The sequence below is a fragment of the Bradyrhizobium forestalis genome (assembly GCF_002795245.1).
Taxonomy (GTDB): Bacteria; Pseudomonadota; Alphaproteobacteria; order Rhizobiales; family Xanthobacteraceae; genus Bradyrhizobium; species Bradyrhizobium forestalis.
Map to the genome: position 1 here is coordinate 298618 of NZ_PGVG01000004.1, position 24753 is coordinate 323370.

Sequence of the window (24753 nt, forward strand, 5' to 3'; positions counted from 1 at the left end):
CTACTTCTGATAAGCTCATAAGGATGTGTCATGCTTGATACGATCAGCGCCAGTCCGGCGCAGAGCGCAGCACAGCTCGGCTGGACCGGCGTGGTGCGCTTCCTCCATCTCGCCCCGCGCGCGTTCCTGCCGATGCGCGCAGCTGAGACGCTCACCCTCGTCGCCGGTAAGGGGATCAAGGGCGACCGCTACATGATCGGCAAGGAAGAGGGGTTTTACTCGCACAAGCCCGAGGAGGGCCGGCAGGTCACCCTGTTCGAACTCGAGACGTTGGTTGCGCTGAAGCGCGACGCCGGGATCGAGCTCGGCCCAGAGGAGCATCGGCGTAACGTCACCGTGGAGGGCGTGCCGCTGAATCATCTCGTCGGCCGCCGCCTCTGGCTGGGCGAGACCCTGCTGGAAGCGACGCGGCTGTCGGTGCCGTGCCGGCATATCGAGGAGATTACCGGCAAGGCGATCTTCGACCCCTTGATCAATCGCTCCGGCCTCAACTGCAAGATTGTGCAAGGCGGCATCGTCAGGGTCGGCGACACCGTGCGGAATGCAGCATGAGCGCGCGCCCGATCACGACCGTCAAGACGATCGTTACCGGCATCGAGGAGGCGGGGGCAGGCATAAAACTATTCACGCTGGCCGATCCCGACCGGTGGGAATTGCCGCCGTTCAAGCCCGGCGCGCATATCGATCTGCATCTGCCGAACGGGCTGGTCCGCACCTATTCGCTGTGCAACGAGCCCGCGGACAACACGCGCTATGTCATCGCGGTCAAGCGCGAAGCGGATGGACGCGGCGGCTCGCGGGCGCTGCATGACGAAGTCGGCATTGGCGACGTCATCGGCGTGTCGTTGCCACGCGGCGGACTCGGGCCCCAAGCTCGCATCGCGCGCTACGTGTTGCTGGCTGGCGGCATCGGCGTGACGCCGTTCCTGTCCGTGGCGCGGCATCTCGAACGAACGCAGCAAGCCGACTTCATGCTGCATCTGATCGTGCGCGAAGAGGTGCCGCTCGCCGCGCATCTCGGCTCACTGGTCGACAAGGGGCGCATCATCGTGCATCGGACGTCTCGGGCCGGGCGGCCCGATCTCGCAACGCTCGTCGGAGAGGGCGGATCTGAGATCATGGTCGCCTGCTGCGGCCCGGAAAGCATGATCGACGATTTCGAGCGGGTGACCGCGGCGTGGCCCGCGGCGAGTGTCCATATCGAGCGGTTCACCGCACCACCACCGGTCATCGATCTCGACGCCAAACCGTTCACGCTGTCACTGGCGCGCTCGGGCGCCGAGATTCACGTGCGGGCCGGCCAGACCATGCTGGCTGCATTGCAGGAGGGAGGCATCGACATCGCCACCTCTTGCTGCGGCGGCATCTGTGGCGCCTGCAAAGTCGGATGGATCGAGGGCAAGCCGGTGCACCGCGACCGCATCCTGTCGCCTTACGAGCGCGAGCGCTATCTCATGGTTTGCGTGGCCGGCTCGGACGCCGAGCGGCTGGTGCTTGACCTCTAAGCTACCAATGCACGCTCTGGCTCGGCACGATGAACGTCGTCGTGCTCTGCGGCGTGGCAAGACTCGTCGCCAGATACCAACCTGCACCGACGGCGAGCGCCAGCAAGGCAATGGTGGCGAGGAGATCCATTGTTCTGGGGTCGAGGTGCCCCTTGGAACCGAGATTTGAACCAGGCTTGAAGTGAAAATGAGGGCTGATTTTCCAGCGCATTGTTGTTTCCTCCCGTGGGAGCATCAAAACAACGCGAGCGGAAAGTTCCGGTTCCGGTCAGGGCAGCGATGCACAAAGCACCGCGCCAACGTCAGGATGCATTGACCCCACGCCAGCGGCCGTAGCGCCAGGGCAGATACCAGCGTGCGCCTTGCGGCGCGGTGAGGGGCACGTTGTCGATGCCGGACGTGCCGAAGGGATTGCAGCGGAGCAGGCGCGCGAGCGTCATCCAGCCGCCGGCCCAAAGCCCGAACCGTTCGATTGCCTCATCGCCATAGACCGAGCAGGTCGGCAAATGCCGGCAGTTGTAACCGACCAGGGGCGACAGCGTATGCCGATACAGCCAGATCAGCGCGCGGCCGAACCTGCGCGGCAGCCGCAGCACACCGTCGGTAGAGCTGGAACAATGCTCGCAGGCTGAATGCTTCATGTGCGCTTTGCTGCGACGTTGATCGCGGTGTTGCACGGTTCCGGCGCAGGGAACCGTAAGCTGTTGTTTGCGCGCCATATTTTGCGTGCTTTTTGGGAGCAGTGCAGCAAGTAGCTGTGGACGAGCTGTATTCCCACGGATACCATTTTTGTGACGTCCATGTGTAGAAACATACGCCTGTATGATGGACTCAGAGAGCGCTACCGGGGATTGTTTTAGGGACCTTTGGGGCTTGGGGAAGGAACCAGATTGAGACTTCTGAACTCCCTTGATCTTCGCGGCTGGTTGCTAGTGGGAACCGCCGTTTGTGGAGTCGCGCTGGCTGGTGCCGTCGCGACATTCGGGTCGTCGGCCCGAGCCGGCGCTGCCCTCGAGGAGCGCAAGCTGCCGATGAAGTTCAGCTGGGTCGCCTGCGAGCCGAACTGCCGCGGCTGGATCAGCGCAGTCGGCATCATCACCGCCGATACGCCCAAGGAATTCGAAGAGTTTTCGCGTGGACGCCAGCTCGGCGGCGCGACCGTGGTGCTCGACTCCAGCGGCGGTTCCGTCAACGACGCGATCACGCTCGGCCGCCGCTTCCGCAATCTCGGGCTTTTGACCACGGTCGGCGTGACCCTCCGCAGCGGGCAGTCGGCTCGCCCGGCGGTCGCGCCGGAAGCCTATTGCGAATCCATGTGCGTGTTCCTGCTGCTGGCCGGCAAGAAGCGCTACGTGCCGGAAGCCGCTCATGTCCGCGTCCATCAGATCTGGATGGGTGACCGGGCCGATGATGCCAAGGCCGCGAGCTACAGCGCGCAGGATCTGATGATCGTGGAGCGCGACATCGGCCGCCTCGCCAAATACACCTTCGACATGGGCGGCGCCGGCGACTTGCTATCGCTTGCGCTCAGCGTTCCGCCCTGGGAAGAGCTGCACGAGCTCGACGTCGGCGAGCTCAAGCTCACCAACCTGGTCACGACCGATCTCGTGGCTGATGTGCTCCCGCATGTGGACATCTCAGCGCCGGCAATGGCGCAGCTTGCGCCGAAGACGCAAGCCAGGTTCGGCGCGGAACCGGAACAGCCGGCCAAGTCGACCAAGACGGCGGAGGCCCTGGTGCCGACCGGCAGCGCGGCAGCGCCGGCTACGGCGGCGCAGAAGTAACCTCTCAAAATCCTGGCAGTCATTCGACCTATGGTGCGCAATTGCGCACCTGAGAATCTCGATCGATCATCTCTAGGTTCCGGGTCCAATGCTGCGCATCGCCCCGGAATGACGGACGGAGAGAGATCAGCCCTGCGCTGCCGCCGGCTGCTCGGCCTTGGCCTCGATCTGGCCGATGGCATCAACCACGGCGTCGAAGGTTAGAAGCGTCGAGGCATGACGCGCCTTGTAGTCCCGGACCGGCTCGAGGAACTTGATCTCCTCCCATTTGCCTTCAGGAGGCGCGCCGTTCTCCTTCAGCATCTTGCGAACGGTTTCACGTAACTCACGGAGCTCGCTTGCAGTCGAGCCGACCACGTGACTTGCCATGATGGATGAAGAGGCCTGGCCCAAGGCGCACGCCTTCACGTCATGGGCGAAGTCGGTGACGGTGTCCCCGTTCATCTTGAGGTCGACCTTCACGGTCGAGCCGCATAGCTTGGAGTGGGCGGTGGCAGAGGCGTCGGGGTCCGACAACCGCCCGAGGCGCGGAATATTCCCGGCCAGTTCGATGATCCGCTTGTTGTAGATGTCGTTCAGCATGTGATGGAGTCCAGCACTTCCGCACCCGATCGGCCTTGGCGGGCGGCGTCCACGGTCCTATATAGGGGCGGAACCGGCGGAAAAATAGCCCAACGGAGCGGCCAGACCTACGCGGCCGACGTTAGTGGTGAGGATCTTTTCCACCGGCTTCAGTTGTTCTGTTCAGGCGTCCGGCGGCTTGGCCGCCCCGTCTGCCGGTGACACTCCGGCCGTTGAGGCCGTCGAACGGAGTCGATATGGACGCTGCAATCAAATCCATCCGCCCCAACAAGCCCTCTGACCGGCAGCCCGAGAGCCGTCCGGCCGAGCTTGATCCTGCCGAATTCCTGGAGGCCGCCGTCCGCGCCGACCAGCCGCGCCCCGCGCGCGCCGAGGCGGAAGCGGCGGTGAAGACGCTGCTCGCCTATATCGGCGAGAACCCCCGGCGCGAGGGCCTGCTCGACACGCCGCGCCGCGTCGTCGAGGCTTTCGACGAACTCTATCAAGGCTACCACCAGTGCCCGGCCGAGGTGCTCGACCGCACCTTCGGCGAGACCGCCGGCTACGACGATTTCGTGCTGGTGCGCGACATCGAGTTCACCTCGCAGTGCGAGCATCACATGATGCCGTTCTACGGCAAGGCGCACATCGCCTATACGCCGGTGGAACGCGTCGTCGGCTTGTCCAAGCTCGCGCGCCTGACCGACATCTTCGCCCGCAGGCTCCAGACCCAGGAGCACCTGACGGCGCAGATCGCCGCGGCCATCGACGAGATCCTCAAGCCCCGCGGCGTTGCGGTGCTGATCGAGGCCGAGCATACCTGCATGTCGGTGCGTGGCGTTGCCAAGCATGGCGCCTCCACCTTCACCAGCCGCTTCACCGGCATGTTCCGCGACAACCCCGCGGAGCAAGCCCGTTTCCTGTCCCTGGTGCGAGGCACGACGCGCTGACCTCGCGAAGAACTGGCGAGGTTTGTCGTGTCCGCTCACTCCCATGAGATCGAGGAAGGGCTGTCCTTCCAGCCGCGCTTTGACGCCGCCGGCCTCGTGACCTGCGTCGCGACCGACGTCGCCACCGGCGACGTGCTGATGGTCGCGCACATGAACGAGGAGGCGCTGCGCAAGACCATTGCGACCGGCGAAGCCTGGTACTTCAGCCGCTCGCGCAATGCCTTGTGGCGAAAAGGTGAGACCTCAGGTCAGACCCAGCGCGTCATCGAGATGCGCACCGATTGCGATCAGGATGCGGTCTGGATCCGCGTCGAGCAGATCGGCGCGGCCTGCCACACCGGCCGACGGTCGTGCTTCTATCGCAAGGTCGAGGCGGAGGGCGGGGGAGCGAAGCTGGTCTTCAGTGGGGCCGAGCGGCTGTTCGATCCGGACGCAGTCTACAAGAAATAGCCGGCTGTCATTCCGGGGAGTGCGAAGCACGAGCCCGGAATCCATCGCACGGCAACACGCGCGGTCGGAGGGATTTCGGGTTCATCGCTGCGCGATGCCCCGGAATGACGCGGAGAGTCAATTAACCCCGCATTAACCATACCTGTCCCACGGTGAGACGACGGGCGCTGAATTGCCGGCGCCGCTCAACGCCGCGCGGGGCGGGGCACTTCATCATGTCGATCGACAATTCCAGTGCCACGCAGACGGCCGGCCTCGATCCGTCGCGGGCGCGCGTCGCCGGTGCGATCAAGCAGGCCTCGAACATCTCCGGCGTCAGCTTCCAGTACATGCTGACCACCGCCAAGATGGAATCGGATTTCGATCCGACGGCGGGGGCCACCACCTCGTCCGCGCACGGGCTCTACCAGTTCATCGACCAGACCTGGCTCGGCACGGTGAAGGAGGCGGGCGCCCAGCTCGGTTATGGCAGCTACGCCGACGCCATCACCAGGACCTCGGCTGGCACCTACACCGTCGATGATCCCGTGATGAAGCGATCGATCATGAAGCTGCGCGATGACCCGGAGGCCGCATCTACCATGGCGGCGGCGCTGACGCAGTCGAATAGTTTCAAGCTCACCGGTCTGCTCGGCCGCAGGCCGAGCGACAGCGAGCTCTATATGGCGCATTTCATGGGCGTCGGCGGCGCCGCAAAACTCATCGCCAATGCCGAGGACAATCCGCAAGCCGTCGGCGCGCGGCTGTTTCCCAACGCGGCTGCCGCCAACCGCTCGATCTTCTACGCCAAGGACGGCCGCGCCCGCAGCGTCTCAGAGGTCTATTCGGTGCTCGACGCACGCTACGCCAGCGCGGCCAATTCGAAAGTCACCCGCAGCGCGATGGCGATGTATGGCGGCACGCCGTCGACCACTGAGGTCGCCAGCGCCAACGGCGTGCAGCCCGCTGTGCCTGTCATCGACAACGCCGCCTATCTCCAGACCTTCCCGAACACGCGCGCCGTGACGCCCGTCAATGCGACCTCGCCAACGGTCGTCGCGGACAATGCGCCGAGCACGCCGGTGTTTCGTTCGATCTATCAGCCCGGCGATGCCACGCAGCCGGTCTCGACCACGGTGCAGAAATTATGGGGCAACAATGCCTCGCTCACCTCGGTCGCATCGGCGACGCCGGACGTGCGGCCGCCGCAGCCGCTCGATCTCTTCAGCGATCGCAGCGGCACGTTCAGCAGCTAATTCTGAAGCCGTGTCCCGGACAAGGCGCGTCGCGCAAGCGACGGGCCGCAGAGCCGGGACCCAGGCCACGCGCACCACTCGCTCAGATTCTGGACCCCGGCTCAGCAGCGCATCGCTGGCGCGCTGCGCCGCGTCCGGGGCACGCGCGGAAGGAGTCTTTGTTCCCTTAACAAAACGTCAATAAAACCAGCCAGTTATGGTGAACGCTTTGTTAAGCGTCGTGGTTTATTTTGTGTTGCAGGTGACGAGCCGTCATCGTTTTTCGTTTGTTGTGTAAGCCGGAAGCAGCATGATTGTTCGGCAGTTCATTCATTGGATCAGGACGGCGCCCGCCGGCGAGCGGGCCGAGGCCACAAGGGCGTTGGCCCGGGCCTGGCTGATCTCAGACCTTTCTGCGGACGACCGCATCGCCGCCGAAGGCGCGCTTCTGATGCTGCTCGACGATCCCTCGCCGCTGGTGCGGCAGGCGATGGCTGAAGCTTTTGCCCGCAGCCTTGATGCGCCGGCCGCGATCGTGCGGGCGCTGTCGACAGATCAGCCGACCGTCGCGCTGCCGCTGCTCGAGCATTCTCCGCTGCTGATTGACGCCGATCTCGTCGACATCGTCGCGACCGGCAACGAGGAGGTGCAATGCGCCGTTGCCCGCCGCATCGCATTGCCGGTATCGGTCTGCGCCGCGATCGCCGAAGTCGGCTGCGCGGCTGCCGCGCTCGAGCTGATCGAAAATCCCCACGCCGAGCTGGCCCCGTTCTCCTGGGACCGCATCGTCGAGCGTCACGGCCATCTCGCAGCGATCCGCGAGGCGATGCTGGTGCTGGAGGATCTGCCGGCCGCAACGCGTGCCGCGCTGGTGGCAAAGCTCTCGGAGACACTGGCGCAATTCGTCGTGGCGCGGAACTGGCTGAGCGCCGACCGCGCGGATCGCATCACCATCGAGGCGCGTGACCGCTCCACCATGAACATCGCGGCGCGCTCGCGCGGCGAGGACATGCAAGGCCTGGTCCGGCATTTGCGCATCACCGGCCAGCTCACCGCGGGCCTGATCCTGCGTGCACTGCTATCGGGCAATCTCGATGTGTTCGACGCGGCCCTCGCCGAACTGGCCGATCTGCCGCTGGCACGCGTCTCGGCGCTGCTGCACGACCGCGGCGGCAATAGCCTGCACGCGCTGCTCCGCCGCGCCGGGTTGCCCGAGGCGACGTTTGCTGCATTCCAGGTCGCACTCGAGGCCTGCCACGAGCAAGGCTTCGTCGATAGTGACGACGGCGCGGTGCGGCTGCGCCGGCGTATGGTCGAGCGCGTGCTCACGCATTGCGAGACCGACCGGGGCGCCACCGAGCCGCTGATGGTCCTGCTGCGCCGCTTCGCCACCGAATCCGCGCGTGAAGAGGCACGGCTGTTCTGCGACGAGCTCGTCGCGGATGATGCGATCGATCCGGTCTATGATGATCTGATTGCGGCGTAGCCGGCCCCGCATGCTCCGTCATTGCGAGCGCAGCGAAGCAATCCAGACTGCCGCCGCGGAGGGATTCTGGATTGCTTCGCTGCGCTCGCAATGACGAGAGGAGAATTACTCCACCGGCGCGATGCTCGGGGCCAGGATCACCTCGAGATGCTCGGGGCGGTCGCGGTTGACGTGGGCGAGATAATCGTCGGCGACCTTGCGCAGGCGATGGCTGAGCTCGGCTGAAACGCTGATCCTGTCGAGCCTGGTGTTCTCGTGCACGATGGCGAGAATGGCATTGATGTGGTGCGTGAACAGCTCGGCCGGCACCTTTTCCAGATCAGGTGCGTGCTCGATGATGCGGCACAGGCTCTCGGCGATGCCCGCTGCCGAAGGAAAGCCGAAAGTCGCCGCATCGCCCTTGATGTCGTGCGCGGCGTGGAACAGCTCGTCGCGCAGCTCCTTCGTGAAGCCATCCTTCTGCACGGCAGTCCAGGCGGCGGACAGTCTGTGGACCTCGATCGTCATCCAGTCCTTGAACTCACTGGCGAGGCCCGCGAGCGCCTGTTCGGCGCGGCCCACCGGATCGTCCATGTCCTTTTCCTCGACGCGGCGCAGGACCTTGCGCAGCGGGTTGGGCTGCGTGATGATTTGATGCGTGGCGAAGGCCTTGACCTCGATGTCCTTTGCGCTGTTCTTCGCCATGATTCCTGCCTCGTCTGAAGGACGTTGCGCTAGATGGTGGAGCGGGCCTTGTCGAGCAGCGAGGGCTGCTGCAGCACCTCGTGCTTTTCGCCGACGCGGCGCTCGGGGCCCATATAGGCGGAGTTGGTGTTGCGGCGCCGGTCCGGACCGAAATAGGTCTTGGTCTTGATGAAGGGGCGGGGATTGGCGACGACGTTGAGGATGCGCTGGTAGAGCCCCTTGGCCGAGATCGGCTTGGCCAGGAATTCGGTGACGCCGGCATCGCGCGCCACCGTGACGCGGCGCTTCTCGGAATGACCGGTCAGCATGATGATCGGCGCGTAAGGATTGCCCTTTGACTCCGGCTGCCGGATCATCTGCGCGAGCTCGAGCCCGTCGAAGATCGGCATGGCCCAGTCAGTGATGACGATATCGGGCACGTAATGGCTGTACATTTCCAGCGCGGTGGCGCCGTCCTCGGCTTCATAGACCTCGCGCGCGCCGAAGGAATGCAGCAGCGTCCGCAGGATGCGGCGCATGTGCGGATTGTCGTCGCAGACGAGGAAGCGCAGCTTGTTGAAGTCGATGCGGAACATGACGCCCTGGCCAAAGCGGTCAACCTTCGTTAACCATATCGTGCCGGGGGTTAACGAAGGGTTGCGACCGGGGCTCGGGAGGCGTTGCGGGGCAGGCGGCTCAGTAGCCGAACTGCTCGCGCAAAATGCGCTCTTCCAGGCTATGGCCGGGGTCGAACAGCATCCGCATCGCGATGGTCTTGTCGGAGAGCACCTCGACGCGGCGGACGTCGCGCACCTCGTCGTGGTCGGCGACGGCTGCCACCGGCCGCTTGTCGCCCTCCAGCACCTCGATCACGACATAGGCCGTGTTGGGCAGCAGCGCGCCGCGCCAGCGGCGCGGGCGGAAGGCGCTGATCGGCGTCAGCGCCAGCAGGGCGGCGTTGATCGGCAGGATCGGCCCTTGGGCGGAGAGGTTGTAGGCGGTCGAGCCGGCCGGCGTCGCCACCATGATGCCGTCCGCGATCAGCTCGGACATGCGCTCGCGCTCGTCGATCAGGATGCGCAGCCGCGCCGCCTGGTAGGTCTGCCGGAACAGGGCGACCTCGTTGATGGCGTGGTGCAGATGGACGCGGTCATTGACGTCGGTCGCGCGCATCAGGAGCGGATTGATCTCGGATTCGTGGGCCGCCTCGAGCCGCGCACGCAGATCGTGCGTTGAATACTCATTCATCAGGAAGCCGACGGTGCCGCGATGCATGCCGTAGATCGGCTTTCCCGAGTGCATGTTCTGATGCAGCGTCTGGAGCATCAATCCGTCGCCGCCGAGCGCGACGACGACGTCGGCCTCCTTGGGGTCGCAATTGCCATAGTCCCTGGTGAGCTGGCCGAAGGCGACCTGCGCCTCGTTGCTCGGGCTGGCGACGAAGGCGATCCGGTCGTATCGCGAGGGCTTGGTCATGGCTTCTCGGCAGGGCCGCCTTGCTGGAGAAAAGTTCCGCCGGGCTCGTCTATACGACCTAAGCCTCCATTGTCGAGGAGGTCCGTCCTCCAAAGCTAACGGCGACTGTCGGACGGATTTAAGCACAGAACCGGGCGATTTGAACCTGGTCGGCCGCTCCAGGTCCCGCCAGACCAATGATCCCCCAAACCGTCGCAATTTCGCGCTAACCTTTCCGTCCTCACCGGCTGTCACAGCCGGACAGGGAGAGCGATCATGGTCACGAATTTGCCGGTGCTCCGCCGCGCGAGCCTGGTGCTTGCGGTCTCGGCTTTCGCGCTCGCGGGCCTTGCGCGCGCGGATGATCCGCCGCAGCCGCGCTCCGAGGCGGCATCGCCGGCCGGACAGAAGGGCGGGCGCGGCGGTGGCGCGCAAAGCGCGACGCAGGCCTCCCCATCGGCGGCCGAGCCGCGCCGTCTGCCGCCGGACTCGACCACGAAGCAGACGCTCGATCTGCCCGGCCGGACCCTCAACTTCGCCGCGACCGCCGGTTCGATCCGCGTATTCGATGGCAAGGGCGAGCCGCTGGCCGACATCGCCGTCACCTCCTATGAGCTCGACGGTGCCGATCGCGCGACGCGCCCCGTGACGTTCCTTTTCAACGGCGGGCCGGGCGCGTCCTCGGCCTGGCTCCAGTTCGGCGCGGCCGGTCCGTGGCGGCTGCCGCTCGATGGCGAGGCCCTGTCACCCTCGGCCTCGCCCGAGGTGAAGCCGAACGCGGAGACCTGGCTCGACTTCACCGATCTCGTCTTCATCGATCCTGTTAGCACCGGCTACAGCCGCTTCGTCGCGAGCGGCGAGGACGCGCGCAAATCCTTCTACTCCGTCGACGGCGACGTCAATTCGATCGCACTCGTGATCCGACGCTGGCTCGAAAAGCACGACCGGCTGACCTCGCCGAAATACGTCGCCGGCGAGAGCTATGGCGGCATTCGCGGACCGAAGGTCGTGCGCCAGTTGCAGCTTCAGCACGGTATCGGCGTCAGGGGACTGATCATGGTGTCGCCGCTCTTGGATTTCCGCGAGTTCACCGGCACGAGCCTCCTGCAATATGTCGCGACGCTGCCGAGCTATGTCGCGGTGGCGCGCGAACCCAAGGGACCGGTCAAGCGCGCCGATCTCGCCGACGTCGAGGCTTACGCGCGCGGCGAATTCCTGACCGATCTCGTCAAGGGCGAGGCGGACAAGGAGGCGACCAATCGTCTTGCCGACAAGGTCGCCGAGCTCACCGGCATCGATCGGGCGGTCAGCCGCAGGCTCGCCGGGCGCTTCGATGTCGGTGAATTCCGCCGCGAGTTCGACCGCAAGAACGGCAAGGTGACGGGACGCTACGATGCCTCTGTGCGCGGCTTCGATCCCTATCCGGATTCCAGCAGCTCGCGCTTCGGCGATCCCTCCGGCGATGCGCTGCAGGCGCCGCTGACGAGTGCCGCGGTCGACGTCCTGACGCGCAAGCTCAACTGGCGGCCCGACGGCTCCTATGAAGTCCTGAACGGCGCCGTCGAAGGGCATTGGGATTTCGGCCGTGGCATCAACCCGCCGCAATCGGTCTCCGAGCTGCGCCAGATCCTCGCCACCGATGCCAAGCTGAACGTGCTGGTCGGGCACGGCCTGTTCGATCTCGCCACGCCCTATTTCGGAACGAAGCGGGTGCTCGACCAGCTGCCGGCCTTCGTGACGCAGCGCGTGAAGTTCGTCGTCTATCCCGGCGGCCACATGTTCTATTCGCGCGACGGATCGCGGCAAGCATTCCGGAGCGAGGTCGAGGCGCTGATCAGGGAGTAGGGCGACGCTTGCGCGGCGGATATCTCCGCGCGATCTCGCGCGCGACGACTTTGGCCGACTTCACGTTCGCGCCGGCGATCCAGATGTCGCTGATCTTGCCGCGCTTGTCACGGATCCGGCGCACCGGCTCGCCATGGCTGGAATAGCCGGCAGCCCAGGCGAGCTTGCCCGTGTCGCGGCCGGTGACTTCGATCTCGGCGGCATCCATGAACGGATTGTTGAACTGCGGATTGGCGACGAGCACGCGGTTGCCTGCGGGGACGAGATCGGTCGCGCCCCAGATCGTCCACCATCGGCCGGTCCAGTCGCGCACGCGCCGGTCGGGCGCGCCGCGGGTCTGGAAGACGCGCAGGATCTGCATCGCGCCATCCATCCAGAACGGGGCCGCGCCGTCGATCGAGTTGCTGAGGATGCTGATCGAAAGCTCGCAAGCGGGAATGGCGCAGGTCCGGGAGATGTAGCCCTGGAAACCGCCGCCATGGCCGAACCAGTCCCAGCCGTCGGTCTTGCCGGCATTGACGCCCAAGCCATAATAGGCCTCGAAGCTCTGCGGGATGCGCCAATGGTTTCGCGTCATCTCGCGGCGGCTCGCGACCGACAGCACGCTCTTCTTCGCGTTAGGTGCCAGCTGCGCGAAGAAGCGGGCAGTGTCGGCGGCGGTGGCGACGAAGCCTGCGGCGGATGCCATCGCATGTGCTGGATTGTCGCCAGGGATCACGCCGCGCTCGCCCAGCGGCACTTTGCGCGTATGACCGCACGCGAACGGCGTGCCCTTGGCAAGCGGTGCATTCGGCTCGGTTTCGCGCAAGCCCGCAGGTTCGATGATCTCGCGCTTGATCCAGACCGGGTAGGGCTCCTTGGTCACGGCCTCGATCACGAGGCCGAGCAGGCCGAAGCCGTGATTTGAATATTTGAAGCGGGTGCCGGGCTCGATTGCGGTGGCCAGCTTCAATTCCGCGAGCAGCTCGTTGGCGTCGAGATAGGGGCGGCTGTCGATGAACTGGCCGGAATCGGCGCCATCGCGCGTCAGCCCCGCGCTGTGCGACAGCACTTGCGCGATCGTGGTCTCGGCGACGTGCGGATGCAGGCCGCCGACATATTGGCCGACGGTGTCGTCGAGCCGGATCTTGCGCTGCTCGCGCAGCTTCATGATGCCGGCCGAGGTGAAGCTCTTGGAGTGCGAGGCGATGCGGCAGCGGTGGCGCGGGGTGAGCTTCTCGCCGGTGTCGAGATTGGCGAGGCCGAACGCATGCTCGGCGACGATTTCGCCGCGATGGGCGAAGGCCACGATGACGCCCGGCTGCTGGATTGTCGTCAATTGGAATTCGATCCAGGAGCCGATGTAGTCGATCGCGGATCGCAGCCACATGTCCATTGCGCTACCGGTTTGCGAGGGAGGATTGGTGCGCAAGGCTAGCCGAAAATGCAGAACGGGCACAACCCTGTGGTTGTGCCCGTCGTCCGCGTCGTTTGAAGATGCGATTGTCTCAGTAGACGAGCGTCGCGCCGGTCGGCTTGTCGAGCGCTGCGGCAAGCGAGCGATATTCAGAGCTGTCGGTGCCGGCGAGCGAGGCGATCTTGTTCAGATGATACTGCGCCTGTTCGCGGTTGCCCTGCTCGAGCTGCCAGAGGCCGTAATACTGCCAGGTGCGGACGTGGTTCGGATCGTCCTTCAGCGCCAGCTCGTAATAGACCTTCGACGACTGGTAGTCGCCGAGCTTGCGATAGGAATAGCCGATCAGATTGGCGACGTCGGCGACGTCGTCGCGCCCCAGCGACTTCAACTGATCGATCGCGCCCGTGTAATCGTGCTTGTCGTAGATCGCGGCGTAGGCGGTGCGATAGGCCGCGAGGAATTTGGGATCGCTAACGGAAGAGCTCTTCTTCTTGCCCTTCTTGGACGAGGAGTCCGATTTCGGCGGCGAGGACGGCTCGTCGCTGCCAGCGGCGTAGGCGCTGGACAGCACCGGCGCAGCCGCCAGCGTCACGGCGACGAGGCCCGGCACAACAAGCGTTGAGAGTTTTCGCATCTAAAAGTCTCCCGTATGGAACGTGGCGATCCTACACGATTGCCCGAAGACCGGAACACCCAGGAAGGGAAAACATTCCCGCTTCGCACGATCTAATCGCCCCGGCGCAGATGACAAACTTGTCATCCAGATGAACGGAAGCCTGCAATCGGCTTCAGAATGGGTTCAGTGCGCGGCGCCTAGGCTCCCACCTACGATCGAAGGGTTGGCGAGAGGGCGCCCGCCTCAAGATCCTTCCAAGAGGAGACCACCATGTTGAAGACCATTTCCGCAGCTTTGCTCGCAGCCTCCGTGATCGCAGCCCCGGCCGTCGCGGCCGAGGCCGGCAAGACCACCACGACTGCTCCGGTGATCAAGTCGGACCAGAGCCAGACCAAGGCGGCGACCACCGCCGCGAAACCGGACGCCGGCGTCAAGGCTACCGATGTCAAGGCGGATGCCAAGGTGGACAGCAAGTCGAAGGCGATGAATGCCAACGCGGCCGTCACGTCTGACGAGCACAAGAAGGTGCGCAAGCATCGCCATCACCACAAGCAGGTCTCGGTGAAGGAGTCGCAGAAGGCGCAGCCGGACGTGACCAAGCCGGCGACGTCGGACAAGCGCAACTGACGACTGATCCCGCGCGGCGGCATCCCTGGCATTGCCCCGCCGCCGCGCGCGGACGTCAGGCCTGGTCCGTTCGCCACGCCTCGTGCGCAAGCCCGAGGTGTCGGCGGCGGGCCGGTGCGCTGTTTGCGCCGCTGCAAGCGAATTCCCTTCGCGCAGGCTTGGGGCTAGAACGTCTCCGAATCTGATCCAGCGGAGAGCGGGGCCTGTGGGGCGATTGGCGAGATGTGCGGTGATCCTGGCGTTGCCGCTGGCGCTTGCGGCATGTTTCGGCAGCGACGGTGACCGTCCAACCCTGCTGGGTGGGACACAGGCCGGCGGGCCGCAGCCGTTTCCCGACAATTTCCGGAGCGACACGCTGGCCCTGATGCGGACCTATCTCAACAATCCGGTCGGCGTGCGCGATGCCAGCATGGCCGAGCCGGTGCAGCGTGAGGTCGGCGGCCGACAGTTCTATGTGAGCTGCCTGCACTTCACCCCGCGCGAGACCGATGGCAGCTATAAGATCATGCGCGAGCGTGCCGTGATCTTCGTCAACGGCCGAGCGGATCGCGTCGTCGACCGGACCAGCGATCTCTGCGCCGGTGCGGTTTACACACCCTTTCCGGAACTGGAAAAGATGACGCGGTAGCGCAAAGCCCGCCTTCATCGCCTGGTGTTAGACAGAAGCAGCCGGAGCCGCTGGATCACATTTCGGCGAGCTTTGAACGGGGTGGTTTCGCATAGCGACAAATCGTAGCGGCGGCCTTGCGCAGGCCACGTGGCGGAACAAATTTGCGTTGTTGCCAACCCGTCACAGTAACGAACGATCAACGTTCCGGCATTGCCGCGAGGCAACCCAATTCACGCCACGTTGTTTCCCGAGTGTCGTAAATGAAAGAACGGGGACGATCATGAAGTCGATCTTGCTGGGTGCAGCCGCTCTGCTTGCGCTGGCCGCGCCGGCCGCCGCCGCGGACATGCAGCCGCGCACCTACACCAAGGCTCCGGCCCCTACGCCGCCTCAGATCATCTATAACTGGACCGGTTTCTACATCGGCGGCCATGTCGGTGGCGCCTTCGCCGGCGACAACAGCTTCCAGTCGAGCGACGCCCGCTTCATGGGCGGCGTGCAGGGCGGCTTCGACTACCAGTTCGCGCCCAACTGGGTGGTGGGTGTCGAGGCTCAGTATTCCTGGCTGCCGACCAACAACAACGGTGTCACCTTCCCGCTGGGCACGCAGGTCACCTCCAACACCGACCAGCTCGGGTCGGTGACCGGCCGCGTCGGCTACACCTGGGGACCGACGCTGCTTTACGCCAAGGGCGGTTATGCCTGGCGTAACAACAATCTCGGCGTCAACATCGCTGGCGTGCCGCAGACCTTCACGACCACCGGCAACAGCAAGGACGGCTATACCGTCGGCGCCGGCCTCGAATACATGTTCGCGCCGAGCTGGTCGGCCAAGGCGGAATACCAGTACTACAATTTCGGCAGCACCACCTTCACCTCCGGTCCGGCCGACATCGTAGGCGTTCGTGGCCGGGAGGACGAGCATACCGTCAAGGTCGGTGTGAACTATCGCTTCGGCTGGGGCGGTCCGGCCGGCTCTCGCTACTGACGGCCGGCGGCGATCCAAGATCCGACAAAGGCCGGCTCCGCCGGCCTGTCGTTTGCCGGTCCTCCGCCTGCCGACGCCGCGTTTGCTTTGCGTGAACCATCTGGCGCGTCATTTGCTTGCAAACGATGCTGGCGCGCCTTCTCACGCGCGTCATGGGGGCGGGGTAAAGCAAAAATAATTTTTGCGATTTACGGAACTCGCGCTCCGGAACGCGTTATATGAGAATTACCGGGCTGGTGGGACGACGGACATGCGTATCTTGGTGTCAGCAGTGGTACTCTCATGCTTTTTTGGCCTGCCGTGCTCTGCACAGACAATCCTCAAATCCGAGCCGCTGATGTTGGCACCTTATGAGGTCGCCTTCGTCAAGGACGCTTCCTGTCCGTCCGGCAAGGTGCTGAAGGTTACCGGCGCCATCCGTGGGCTGCATCGCCGCAAGGCCTGCGTGGCGATGCCAGGCGAGCAGGCCTCGCTTGCGGCTGCCATGCCCTGAGCTCCGCTCCGGGTTTCGTGCCGGAGTTCAGGAATTCAGCTCAAGCTCCATCCTCGACTGCTGGTCGGCCTCAGCCTTGTTCTTGGCGGGGTCCTCGCCCTGAGCTGCCTGGCAAGGCGCGATCTCGTAGTCGTTGTCGAGCACCCGGCGCGGTCCCGGCCGCTCGTCGTCCGTCATCACGTCCACGACCAGACCACTCCGTTGCGCGAGCTTCCAGACGTCGGACTCGCTCGGATAGGCCTTGCTGATCTGGGCGTCATTGCAGAACAGGGCGTAGGGCATTCTTCCCGCTCCAAGAAACCCAATTAACGAGCTCGCCCGGTAAGGGGTTCCGGTGTGCGCTTCGATCACGGCGCCGTGATCCGTTGCCGCCGGGCCCTTGAGTCCTTAACGAGTCCTGAATCCCGGAAAAAAGAATCCCTGGGACTCGTCCGCCGGAATCAGCGGATGTTTTCCGCCATGACGAGCGACCTGAAGACATCCTGCGGGCATATGCTCCTGCCCCTCACGCTGGCGCTGTTCGGCGCCTGCGCGGCCAATCTTTGGCTGGTCTGGTCTTGGTTGTAGGCCCCTGACCGGGCGGCCTTATTTTTCGGCCGGTGGGCCGGAAGCGTCGCGGATGGCGGCACGCAATTTGGTCAGGGTCGCCGCGCAATATTCCTCACGCTCGCGCTCGAAGCGCTCCTGATGCTTGCGGAAATTGGCGATGCGGGCCTGCATCTCGGTGCGGAAATCGCCGCTCGTCCGCGGCGGGGGGAGAGGTGCGGGCCGGGGCGGAAGGGGAACTGGCGGCGGTTCGACCTGGACGGCGACCGCCTCCAAGGCGACGATCTCCACCGCCACGGTCGAGCCAGCCGCGGGCGCCTCCGGCTGCAGGACGTCATCCTTCCTGCCGGTCACCGATTGGACGAAGGCCAGTGTCTGCGCGATCAGTGCGTCGCGCTCCCTGATCCATTTCATGATCCACCTCAGCCACGCTTATTCCAGCAAAGCGGCTGCGTCGAATCAAGGAGGTTTACAAGGGATTGCATATTTTTCCCGGTCGTCCGACACTGGGAAAATGGATCCAACAAAAGAACGTCCGGACGAAGCGGAGGGCCTAAGGCTCATCCGTGCGTTCCTGTCGCTGCCGCCCCACAAGCGGGCGGAGGTGATTGCGTTCGTGGAAGAATTGGCGCGTGCCCACGCCCGTCCCGAGGGGGGCAAGGAGGCCTCGCCGCGGTGAGGTTACCGCGCGCGCGGATTGACGTTGGGCTCGAACGGCGCGCCGACCACCCGAACCGTCTGAGCGGTGATGTCGACCCGCTTGGCGGCCGGCTTCTCCGGCGCCGGCCCGAGCACAGGTTCTAACAGGGTCAATGCGCCGGCCACGGCGCCACAGCACAGCATCACCGTCGCCAGCAGAATCATATTTCGGTTTTCTTCTCTGATCCGCATGGGGCAAGAACGAGTGACGCACGTCTTTGGTTCCGATCCGGCCTGATCGGATCAGCCGCCTCCGAGACCCGCCCGAAGCTGACGGATCAAGCGCGACTGCCTGAATGATGACGTCCGAAAACTCCGGACCGTGAGCGCCGGGTGCGATTGCGCGGCGCATGCCCGCGGTGCCGATGCCGTCTACAGCGCCAGCAGAAATCCCATTGCGATTGCGAACAGCACGGCTGTCATCACGATCGCCGTCACCGCACCGGCGGCGATCCTGGCTTTTTCTTTGAGCGTGGTGGAGCGCATCGTGTGCGCATGCTACCTGATGTTGAACTCTGATCCAATCTGTGGTCAGTAGCCGCGCCCGCGATGCGTGCGGCCAATATCCATTCCCGAAGGTCTATCCTATGAACGAGGACATCAGCGACGGCTGGGCCGCGTCCGCGGCCGCCTGGATTATCGAGCAGGGCGAAGACGGCGACTACGGTCGGCGCTTCGTGCTGGATGCGCCGATGCGTGCGCGGATCGAAGGACGCGGTTTTCGCAATGCGCTCGATGTCGGCTGTGGGGAAGGGCGCTTCTGCCGCATCATGCAGCGCGCCGGCATCCGCGCCACCGGCATCGATCCGACCGAGGCGTTGCTCGCGCGCGCCCGTGAGCTGGACCCGGATGGCGACTATCGGCTCGGCCGCGCCGAGACGATGGATATCGATGCGAGCTTCGACCTGGTCGTCAGCTATCTCAGCCTGATCGATATGCCCGATCTCGACGTGGCAATCACCAGGATGGTGGCGGCGCTGCGCCCGGGCGGCACGCTGCTGATCGCCAATCTGACCAGCTTCAACACCGCCGGCCAACCCGACGGCTGGACACGCGACGGCGAGGGCGACATGCGCTTCGCGATCGATCACTACATGGACGAGCGCCCGATCTGGGTGAGTTGGAGCGGCATCCGGATCCAGAACTGGCATCGTCCGCTCAGCACCTACATGACGCTGCTGCTCGACCAAGGGCTCCAGCTGCGCCTATTCGTCGAGCCGGAGCCCGCGGGCGGCGATCCCAGCAGAAACGCATTTCATCGCCGCGTGCCCTACTTTCACATGATGGAGTGGCAGAAGCCGGCTTGAATGGCGAGGCCGGTGATTTCTGACGCGACGTTCATGTGTAGACTGCGCTGGCGATGGAATCTGGATTTGGAATCCTCCGATGATCCCCGATCGTCCACCGGTGCTCGCCCACGAACGCTTCGTCGCCGACCGCGACAATTTCGCGGGCCTCGATCTCGCCGCGCGGTTCGAGCGGATCGAGCGCACCAACCTTTGGGGCGCGGCCACTTCGGTGTCGGGCCTCGGCTCGGAGGCCCCCGCGACCGCCGCGATCCGGGAGGCACTGCCTCCATTGCTGCGGCGGCTCGGCGCGCGCTCGTTGCTGGATGCGCCCTGCGGCGAGGCCGGATGGATTGGCCGGCTCGAGCTCGATATCGATTACACCGGCATCGACATCGTGCCGTCGCTGATCGAAGCCAATCGCCGGCGTGTCGCGGGCGGCGGTTCGCCGGGCCGGTTTCTCGTCGCCGACATCACGCGCGATGCACTGCCGCGCGCGGACATCATTCTCTGCCGCGACTGTCTGGTGCATCTGAGCCTTGCGAATATCGATCGCGCCCTCGCGCAATTTCGGATGAGCGGCGCGCGCTTCCTGCTGGTCACCACCTTTCCCGAATGGGAGGAAAATCAGGATTGCGAGGACGGTGACTGGCGGGCACTGAACATGACAAAGGCGCCGTTCAACTGGCCCTCGCCGCACGAGCTGATCAACGAGCACTGCGAGGAGGGTGGCGGCGGCTGGCGCGACAAGAGCCTCGGGCTCTGGCGGCTGGAGCATGTCCGATGATCGATGCGAGATGAAGTTGAAGTTGCAGCGCTGTTTCACTTTCGCTTCCGGGACCGACCAGGCTGGTCGCGGTCGGCGTTCGGTCAGGGACGCTGCCTTGCGTTGGACGGCGTTCCTGTTGTCTGTATCGGTTCACCGGGAGCACGGTCCAGCGGTGGGTGAGGCCTGGCGAGTCCTACTGTTCCGGGAGGTGCGTCGTTGCTGGCGGTACGGGTATTGACGCGCTCTAACGTGACCGTCGATGCAACCACAATGGCGATGGCCAAGGCGACAGCGGATAGGGCTAAGGCTGCTCGATCATTCGGGTCCATCGCTGGATCTCCGCGAGACCGCTCTATAGTGCGAGGATAACGCCACGCCGATGATTTGGTTCTTGCGGTGGCCGGCCACGACGCGGTGTCGGCTAAACCAATGGTGCCGGCTGAGGGGATTGAACCCCCGACCTTCGGTTTACAAAACCGCTGCTCTACCGCTGAGCTAAGCCGGCGACGCTGGAAAGCGGGGCCGGGCCCGGCATCTACCGGGGCTATCCGCCCGTGCGCCGCAATACCAGACTTGGTTGGAAAGTGCCAGAACCCGCGGACCGCCCGTGCGGACATGTTTCAGGCGGCCCCCCTGGGGGCCGCCTGACAGGTTGCGTTCGCTTGAGCCCGCCTTACTGGCAGATGTGCCGGCGGCCGTCTTCGCCCTTGAAGTAAGTGCCGGGCGTACAGACGAAGCCGTTGCGCTGGGCGAAGGTGCGGGTGTCCCATCCGCGGTTGTCCCAGCCGCGGTCGTAGGCATAGGAATTGTCCCAGGCGCGGAATGGGGCGGTGGCAATCGCGCCGGCGGTGCCGATCGCAGCGCCGGCGACGCCGGCCGCGACGTCGGTCGGCCAGAAGCCGGTGCGGCTCCTGTTCCAATCGTTATTCCAGTCGGCCCGGGTCTGACGATAGGAGCCGCGGCGATGGCGGTATCCGCTATCGGTGTACGGGTTTCCGGGGCCGAGGTTCTGGCAGTTGGCGTTGGGGAATTGCGCCGAGCACCGGCCCGGATTGGTGACGACCGCCTGCGCCATGGCAGAGCCTGCCAGCATGGTCGCTGCAATCGCCGTGGCCCCGAGAAGCTTGATGGTCATGGTTGTTCGCTCCCATTTTGTTGACGGGAGCTAAACGCTGGCGGCGCCGGACGTTCCGATGCAACCCTGGGATTTTTCGCAAGCGAACAGTCAAACGGATGTGAGCACAGCGGCGCCGCTCCGGCGGCGGAGTCCCGCGCCGTTAACGCTTCGCTAGTCCGCTGTGCAGCATTTGAGTGGCGCGCAATCCTTGCACGTTAGGCTTACCGGAATTTGGTGAGCAGGCCTTAACCCTCTCTGTGCCGCGATCGGTTAGGTTGTAGCCGGATAACCGGGGTCTCCTCATGCGCGCTGTGGCGCTCGCCGCCTTTCTGATCGGACTGCCTGCGACGGCGTTTGCCGGCGGCTTCGATATCGTCGTTCCCGGCCGTCCCGGCGTGCCGATCATCATCAACAACATCGACGCGTCCTATGCCGTCGTCGAGGGCGTCTGGGGTCTCGGCAAGAACCAGCAGGTACAGCCCACAATCTATGGTGGACGCTATATCGCCGAGCGGCAGCCCGACGACGTCGGCCACTATTATCCGACGCTGGGCCTGCGGCCGGGCTACGGCCGGCTCGAGGTCGAGCCACCCGCGAACCGCAAATTGCCGAAGCCCGCCGAGAGCTACCACCAGAGCTGGGGCGCCTCGTCCGCGCCGCTGCCGCCGCAGATGGACGTGCCCGTCGATCCGCCGCCGGTGATCTATGCGCCCGAGATCAACGACCGTCCTCGGCCCCCTCGGCCGCGGCCGCACACAGAGCTACCCGGCAAGCCGCCGGGTTGAGAAACGTGAAATTCCAAAAAACGGAAATCAACAGGAGAGAGTAATGCGTCAAATGATTTCGGGACTGGTCGCGGCTGCCGCCGTGATGTTCGCCGCCACCGCGCCCGCCGCGGCCTGCGGCTTCACCACGTGCGCGCCGGTTGCGCCGGTCTATTCCGGCTGCAACACCGGCTGCGGCGGCTATGGTTATGGGTACGGCTATGGCGGCTTTGAGCGTCTCGCCGAGCCGACCACGCAGTATTATTACGTGAACCAGGGCCCGACCTATACCGGTCCGGGCGCCTTCGCGCCGTATCCGACCTATCGTGAGGACGCGGTCGTCGCGCCCGCCAATTACGGCTATGGCTATGGCTATCGTGCCGCTCCCTATCACCGCCCGTACTACCGTCCATATCGCTACGGCTACGGCCCGCGCTACGGCTATCTGCCGCGCGTGCACTACGGCCATGCTCCGCGCTACGGCTATGCCCATCGCCACGCGCCGTATTACGGCGGTCACCGCGTGCTGCGCCGCTACTACTGATCGCCTGATCGGTTGAGATTTGCGAAGCGCCCGTTCGCATGATGCGGACGGGCGTTTTGCTTTACGGATGCGAACTGTCCTGCATCGGCGATCGCTTATCGACAGCCTGCGGCTGTCGGCTAAGCCAAGTCCGTGCGATGATGTTCTGAGGTGGCCAAGCTGAAGCTCGCGAAGCGAGCGAAGGCTGGTGGGGGAGGAAGGACTCGAACCTTCGAAGCCATGAGGCGGCTGATTTACAGTCAGCTCCCTTTGCCACTCGGGACACTCCCCCGCTCGACGGCAGCACAATCGGGCCGGACCTTACCGGCGGACCGAAGACGGCCATGGAACGTGAAGGCCGCGACAGCCCGGATCGGGGCGCGACCGGGCGCGTTTATGGGCGAAGCGGTGGGGCAAAGTCAACCGAGGCGAACAGCTAAAATCGCCCCTGGAGGCACCCAAATTGCCATATTCCGGCGCCCGTGACACAAGCGAGCCCATGAAGGAACGAAAATTCGCCCCCAAGGGCTCCCGCGGCGGGGCTAAGCCCTTCAACAAGCCCGGAAAATCGACCGGCCGCCCGGCCTGGCGCGACCGCGATTCGCATGGCGACGGACCCGTCATCCTCTATGGCTGGCACACCGTCACCATGGCTCTCGCCAATCCTGCGCGGCGGATCCGCAAGCTGACGCTGACCGAGAATGCCGCAAGGCGGCTGGCGGAGGAAAACATCGCGACCCGCGTCGCGCCTGAGATCGTGCGGCCGCAGGAGATCGACCGCTTGCTGTCGCCTGACGCCGTGCATCAGGGCCTGCTCGCCGAAGCCGATCCTCTGCCTTCGCCCGACATCGAAACCCTGAAGCAGGAAGGCATGGTGCTGGTGCTCGACCAGATCACTGACCCGCACAATGTGGGCGCCATCCTGCGTTCGGCTGCGGCCTTTGCGGTGAAGGCAATCGTTACCACCGCGCGTCACAGTCCGGAAGCCACCGGCGTGCTCGCAAAAGCCGCCTCCGGTGCGCTCGAACTCGTGCCTGTTGTCACCGTGCAGAATCTCGCCCGCGCGCTGACCGCGCTCAACCAGCGCGGCTTCCAGACCGTCGGCCTCGACAGCGAGGGCACCGAGAACCTTTCGGACGTTGCACTGCGCGAGCCGCTTGCGCTGGTGTTGGGGGCTGAAGGCAAAGGCCTCAGGCAATTGACGCGCGAGACCTGCAGCGTCGTGGCGCGGCTGGACATGCCCGGCGAGATCAAGAGCCTCAACGTCTCCAACGCCGCCGTACTCTCGCTCTATGTCGGCGCGACCCGGCTTGGGCTCATGAAGTAGGCGACTGCCTCGAACCGCTACCCCGTCATCTCCCGCACCATCGGCATCACCTTCCGCCCATAAAGCTCGATGCTCCGCATCAGCTTCTCATGCGGCAGCGGCCCCGCCGAGTACTTCAACTGAAACCGCGAGATCCCGAGCGCTTTCGCCGTCTTCGCGATCTTGCGCGCCACCGTTTCCGGCGAGCCGACATAGAGCGAGCCATGCTCGGCCTCGCTGACGAACTCGTCGCGCCCCATCGGCGGCCAGCCGCGTTCCTTGCCGATGCGGTCGCGCATCGCCTTGTAGTCGGGCCATAGCTCCTCGCGCGCCTGGGCATCCGTCTCGGCGACATAGCCCGGCGAATGCACGCCGATCGGCTGCGCCGGGCGGCCGAATTCCTTGAACGCGCGGTGATAGAGATCGACGTAAGGCGCAAAGCGCGCGGGATCGCCGCCGATGATCGCGAGCATCAAGGGCAGGTCGTAATGCGCGGCGCGCACGACCGATTGCGGGCTGCCGCCGACGCCGATCCAGGTCTTGAGCCGGCCGTTCTCGACCGGCGGATAGACCAGCTGGTCCTTCAGCGGCGGGCGCAGCTTGCCCTGCCAGGTCACCGGCTGCTGCGACAGCAGTGCGGCGAACAGGTCGAGCTTCTCCTCGAACAGCTCTTCATATTTGCGCAGGTCGAAGCCGAACAGCGGGAAGGATTCGGTGAACGAGCCGCGGCCGAGGATCACCTCGGCGCGCCCGTTCGAGACCGCGTCCAGCGTGGCAAAGCGCTGGAAGACGCGAATAGGATCGTCCGAGCTCAGCACCGTCACGGCCGAGCCGAGGTGGATGCGCCCGGTGCGCGATGCGATTGCGGCGAGCACGGTTTCCGGCGAGGAGATCGCGAAATCGGCGCGATGGTGCTCGCCGAGGCCGATGAAATCGAGGCCGAGTTCGTCGGCCAGCACCGCCTCCTCGACGACGTTGCGGATCACCTGCGCATGCGGAAGCATGGCGCCTGAGGCGTCCTTGGTGACGTCGCCAAATGTGTCCAGTCCGAATTGAAGCGGTGCGGTCATCGATCAGGTCTCTGCGGGGAAGATCGGCCA

The 24753-nt window shown here is 64.9% G+C and carries 30 protein-coding genes, 2 tRNA genes and 1 pseudogene; 18 read left to right on the forward strand and 15 right to left on the reverse strand.

What is annotated here, in order from left to right:
- Positions 1-30 precede the first annotated feature (30 nt).
- Together CVM73_RS07725 and CVM73_RS07730 are read left to right on the forward strand one after the other, a co-directional pair.
- Positions 31-552 carry an MOSC domain-containing protein gene (locus tag CVM73_RS07725; RefSeq protein WP_100231401.1) on the forward strand — a complete coding sequence of 174 codons (522 nt, stop codon included), beginning with the start codon at positions 31-33 and terminating at the stop codon, positions 550-552.
- Complete coding sequence (locus CVM73_RS07730) at positions 549-1505, forward strand: PDR/VanB family oxidoreductase (protein WP_100231402.1); 957 nt, start codon at positions 549-551, stop codon at positions 1503-1505. The genes CVM73_RS07725 and CVM73_RS07730 overlap by 4 nt, the downstream gene beginning before the upstream one ends.
- 1 nt (position 1506) lies before the next feature.
- Here CVM73_RS07730 and CVM73_RS07735 read toward each other — a convergent pair whose 3' ends face one another.
- Together CVM73_RS07735 and yidD are read right to left on the reverse strand one after the other, a co-directional pair.
- Entirely contained in the window at positions 1507-1716 is a 210-nt protein-coding gene (locus CVM73_RS07735; RefSeq protein ID WP_167406693.1) for a hypothetical protein, read from the reverse strand.
- 91 nt (positions 1717-1807) lie between these two features.
- Complete coding sequence (yidD, locus tag CVM73_RS07740) at positions 1808-2146, reverse strand: membrane protein insertion efficiency factor YidD (protein ID WP_100231404.1); 339 nt, start codon at positions 2144-2146, stop codon at positions 1808-1810.
- 249 nt (positions 2147-2395) lie between these two features.
- Here yidD and CVM73_RS07745 point away from each other — a divergent pair, with 249 nt between their 5' ends.
- Positions 2396-3289 (forward strand): COG3904 family protein, encoded by an 894-nt coding sequence (locus tag CVM73_RS07745; RefSeq protein ID WP_100231405.1) that lies wholly within the window; start codon positions 2396-2398, stop codon positions 3287-3289.
- 126 nt (positions 3290-3415) lie between these two features.
- Here the strand turns inward: CVM73_RS07745 and CVM73_RS07750 are convergent, their stop codons facing one another.
- Positions 3416-3871, reverse strand: coding sequence for an iron-sulfur cluster assembly scaffold protein (locus CVM73_RS07750; RefSeq protein ID WP_100231406.1), 456 nt, complete (start codon positions 3869-3871; stop codon positions 3416-3418).
- A gap of 236 nt (positions 3872-4107) precedes the next feature.
- Between CVM73_RS07750 and folE the strand changes: the two genes are divergently transcribed.
- From folE to CVM73_RS07770, 4 genes and pseudogenes are all read left to right on the forward strand, one after another.
- Complete coding sequence (gene folE, locus CVM73_RS07755; protein WP_100231407.1) at positions 4108-4800, forward strand: GTP cyclohydrolase I FolE; 693 nt, start codon at positions 4108-4110, stop codon at positions 4798-4800.
- Positions 4801-4827: 27 nt separating this feature from the next.
- Positions 4828-5250: a phosphoribosyl-AMP cyclohydrolase gene (gene hisI, locus CVM73_RS07760; protein WP_100231408.1), complete on the forward strand. Its 423-nt coding sequence runs from the start codon at positions 4828-4830 to the stop codon at positions 5248-5250.
- 172 nt (positions 5251-5422) lie between these two features.
- Positions 5423-6485 (forward strand): annotated as a pseudogene (locus CVM73_RS07765) (lytic transglycosylase domain-containing protein).
- A gap of 289 nt (positions 6486-6774) precedes the next feature.
- Positions 6775-7950, forward strand: coding sequence for a DUF2336 domain-containing protein (locus tag CVM73_RS07770; protein WP_100231410.1), 1176 nt, complete (start codon positions 6775-6777; stop codon positions 7948-7950).
- A 105-nt stretch (positions 7951-8055) separates the two neighbouring features.
- Here the strand turns inward: CVM73_RS07770 and CVM73_RS07775 are convergent, their stop codons facing one another.
- The 3 genes from CVM73_RS07775 to CVM73_RS07785 form a co-directional block, all read right to left on the reverse strand.
- The gene (locus CVM73_RS07775; RefSeq protein WP_100231411.1) at positions 8056-8634 is read right to left on the reverse strand and encodes an Hpt domain-containing protein; all 579 of its coding nucleotides are present in this window, start codon (positions 8632-8634) and stop codon (positions 8056-8058) included.
- 29 nt (positions 8635-8663) lie between these two features.
- Positions 8664-9209 (reverse strand): response regulator, encoded by a 546-nt coding sequence (locus tag CVM73_RS07780; protein WP_011088265.1) that lies wholly within the window; start codon positions 9207-9209, stop codon positions 8664-8666.
- 100 nt (positions 9210-9309) lie between these two features.
- Entirely contained in the window at positions 9310-10089 is a 780-nt protein-coding gene (locus CVM73_RS07785; RefSeq protein WP_100231412.1) for an NAD kinase, read from the reverse strand.
- Between the two features lie 255 nt (positions 10090-10344).
- Between CVM73_RS07785 and CVM73_RS07790 the strand changes: the two genes are divergently transcribed.
- The gene (locus CVM73_RS07790) at positions 10345-11913 is read left to right on the forward strand and encodes a S10 family peptidase (RefSeq protein WP_100231413.1); all 1569 of its coding nucleotides are present in this window, start codon (positions 10345-10347) and stop codon (positions 11911-11913) included.
- Here the strand turns inward: CVM73_RS07790 and CVM73_RS07795 are convergent.
- Positions 11903-13288, reverse strand: coding sequence for a serine hydrolase domain-containing protein (locus CVM73_RS07795; RefSeq protein WP_167406694.1), 1386 nt, complete (start codon positions 13286-13288; stop codon positions 11903-11905). The genes CVM73_RS07790 and CVM73_RS07795 overlap by 11 nt on opposite strands.
- 112 nt (positions 13289-13400) lie before the next feature.
- Positions 13401-13943 carry a tetratricopeptide repeat protein gene (locus CVM73_RS07800; protein WP_100231415.1) on the reverse strand — a complete coding sequence of 181 codons (543 nt, stop codon included), beginning with the start codon at positions 13941-13943 and terminating at the stop codon, positions 13401-13403.
- A gap of 252 nt (positions 13944-14195) precedes the next feature.
- Here CVM73_RS07800 and CVM73_RS07805 point away from each other — a divergent pair, with 252 nt between their 5' ends.
- The 4 genes from CVM73_RS07805 to CVM73_RS41615 all read left to right on the forward strand — a co-directional run bounded on the left by CVM73_RS07805 (position 14196) and on the right by CVM73_RS41615 (position 16643).
- A complete protein-coding gene (locus CVM73_RS07805) occupies positions 14196-14552 on the forward strand; it encodes a His-rich protein BRANT (protein WP_100231416.1) in 357 nt (118 codons plus the stop codon).
- Positions 14553-14784: 232 nt separating this feature from the next.
- Positions 14785-15180, forward strand: coding sequence for a hypothetical protein (locus CVM73_RS07810; protein ID WP_100231457.1), 396 nt, complete (start codon positions 14785-14787; stop codon positions 15178-15180).
- Positions 15181-15442: 262 nt separating this feature from the next.
- Positions 15443-16150 carry an outer membrane protein gene (locus CVM73_RS07815; RefSeq protein ID WP_100231417.1) on the forward strand — a complete coding sequence of 236 codons (708 nt, stop codon included), beginning with the start codon at positions 15443-15445 and terminating at the stop codon, positions 16148-16150.
- A 250-nt stretch (positions 16151-16400) separates the two neighbouring features.
- Positions 16401-16643 carry a DUF6719 family protein gene (locus CVM73_RS41615; RefSeq protein ID WP_100231418.1) on the forward strand — a complete coding sequence of 81 codons (243 nt, stop codon included), beginning with the start codon at positions 16401-16403 and terminating at the stop codon, positions 16641-16643.
- Positions 16644-16670: 27 nt separating this feature from the next.
- On the opposite strand, the gene CVM73_RS07825 is transcribed toward CVM73_RS41615, so the two are convergent.
- Together CVM73_RS07825 and CVM73_RS07830 are read right to left on the reverse strand one after the other, a co-directional pair.
- Positions 16671-16925, reverse strand: a complete 255-nt coding sequence (locus CVM73_RS07825; protein ID WP_100231419.1) for a hypothetical protein — start codon at positions 16923-16925, stop codon at positions 16671-16673.
- Positions 16926-17228: 303 nt separating this feature from the next.
- Positions 17229-17603 carry a hypothetical protein gene (locus CVM73_RS07830; protein ID WP_100231420.1) on the reverse strand — a complete coding sequence of 125 codons (375 nt, stop codon included), beginning with the start codon at positions 17601-17603 and terminating at the stop codon, positions 17229-17231.
- Between CVM73_RS07830 and CVM73_RS39090 the strand changes: the two genes are divergently transcribed.
- Positions 17602-17868, forward strand: a complete 267-nt coding sequence (locus CVM73_RS39090) for a hypothetical protein (protein WP_146006572.1) — start codon at positions 17602-17604, stop codon at positions 17866-17868. The genes CVM73_RS07830 and CVM73_RS39090 overlap by 2 nt on opposite strands.
- Before the next feature lie 2 nt (positions 17869-17870).
- On the opposite strand, the gene CVM73_RS07835 is transcribed toward CVM73_RS39090, so the two are convergent.
- Complete coding sequence (locus tag CVM73_RS07835) at positions 17871-18053, reverse strand: hypothetical protein (protein ID WP_208639175.1); 183 nt, start codon at positions 18051-18053, stop codon at positions 17871-17873.
- Between the two features lie 422 nt (positions 18054-18475).
- On the opposite strand from CVM73_RS07835, the gene CVM73_RS07840 reads away from it, so the two are divergent.
- Both CVM73_RS07840 and CVM73_RS07845 read left to right on the forward strand, forming a co-directional pair.
- Entirely contained in the window at positions 18476-19195 is a 720-nt protein-coding gene (locus tag CVM73_RS07840) for a class I SAM-dependent methyltransferase (RefSeq protein ID WP_100231422.1), read from the forward strand.
- A 79-nt stretch (positions 19196-19274) separates the two neighbouring features.
- Positions 19275-19961: a class I SAM-dependent methyltransferase gene (locus CVM73_RS07845; protein WP_100231423.1), complete on the forward strand. Its 687-nt coding sequence runs from the start codon at positions 19275-19277 to the stop codon at positions 19959-19961.
- A gap of 412 nt (positions 19962-20373) precedes the next feature.
- Here the strand turns inward: CVM73_RS07845 and CVM73_RS07850 are convergent.
- Both CVM73_RS07850 and CVM73_RS07855 read right to left on the reverse strand, forming a co-directional pair.
- Positions 20374-20448, reverse strand: a tRNA-Thr gene (locus tag CVM73_RS07850).
- Between the two features lie 168 nt (positions 20449-20616).
- Complete coding sequence (locus CVM73_RS07855) at positions 20617-21078, reverse strand: hypothetical protein (protein WP_100231424.1); 462 nt, start codon at positions 21076-21078, stop codon at positions 20617-20619.
- A 284-nt stretch (positions 21079-21362) separates the two neighbouring features.
- On the opposite strand from CVM73_RS07855, the gene CVM73_RS07860 reads away from it, so the two are divergent.
- Positions 21363-21845: a hypothetical protein gene (locus CVM73_RS07860; RefSeq protein WP_100231425.1), complete on the forward strand. Its 483-nt coding sequence runs from the start codon at positions 21363-21365 to the stop codon at positions 21843-21845.
- Between the two features lie 43 nt (positions 21846-21888).
- Complete coding sequence (locus tag CVM73_RS07865) at positions 21889-22368, forward strand: hypothetical protein (RefSeq protein WP_100231426.1); 480 nt, start codon at positions 21889-21891, stop codon at positions 22366-22368.
- Positions 22369-22553: 185 nt separating this feature from the next.
- On the opposite strand, the gene CVM73_RS07870 is transcribed toward CVM73_RS07865, so the two are convergent.
- Positions 22554-22639: transfer RNA gene (locus CVM73_RS07870), tRNA-Tyr, on the reverse strand.
- Between the two features lie 207 nt (positions 22640-22846).
- On the opposite strand from CVM73_RS07870, the gene rlmB reads away from it, so the two are divergent.
- Positions 22847-23674, forward strand: a complete 828-nt coding sequence (rlmB, locus tag CVM73_RS07875) for a 23S rRNA (guanosine(2251)-2'-O)-methyltransferase RlmB (RefSeq protein ID WP_167406695.1) — start codon at positions 22847-22849, stop codon at positions 23672-23674.
- Positions 23675-23691: 17 nt separating this feature from the next.
- Here rlmB and CVM73_RS07880 read toward each other — a convergent pair whose 3' ends face one another.
- A complete protein-coding gene (locus CVM73_RS07880) occupies positions 23692-24723 on the reverse strand; it encodes an LLM class flavin-dependent oxidoreductase (RefSeq protein WP_100231428.1) in 1032 nt (343 codons plus the stop codon).
- Positions 24724-24753: the final 30 nt, after the last annotated feature.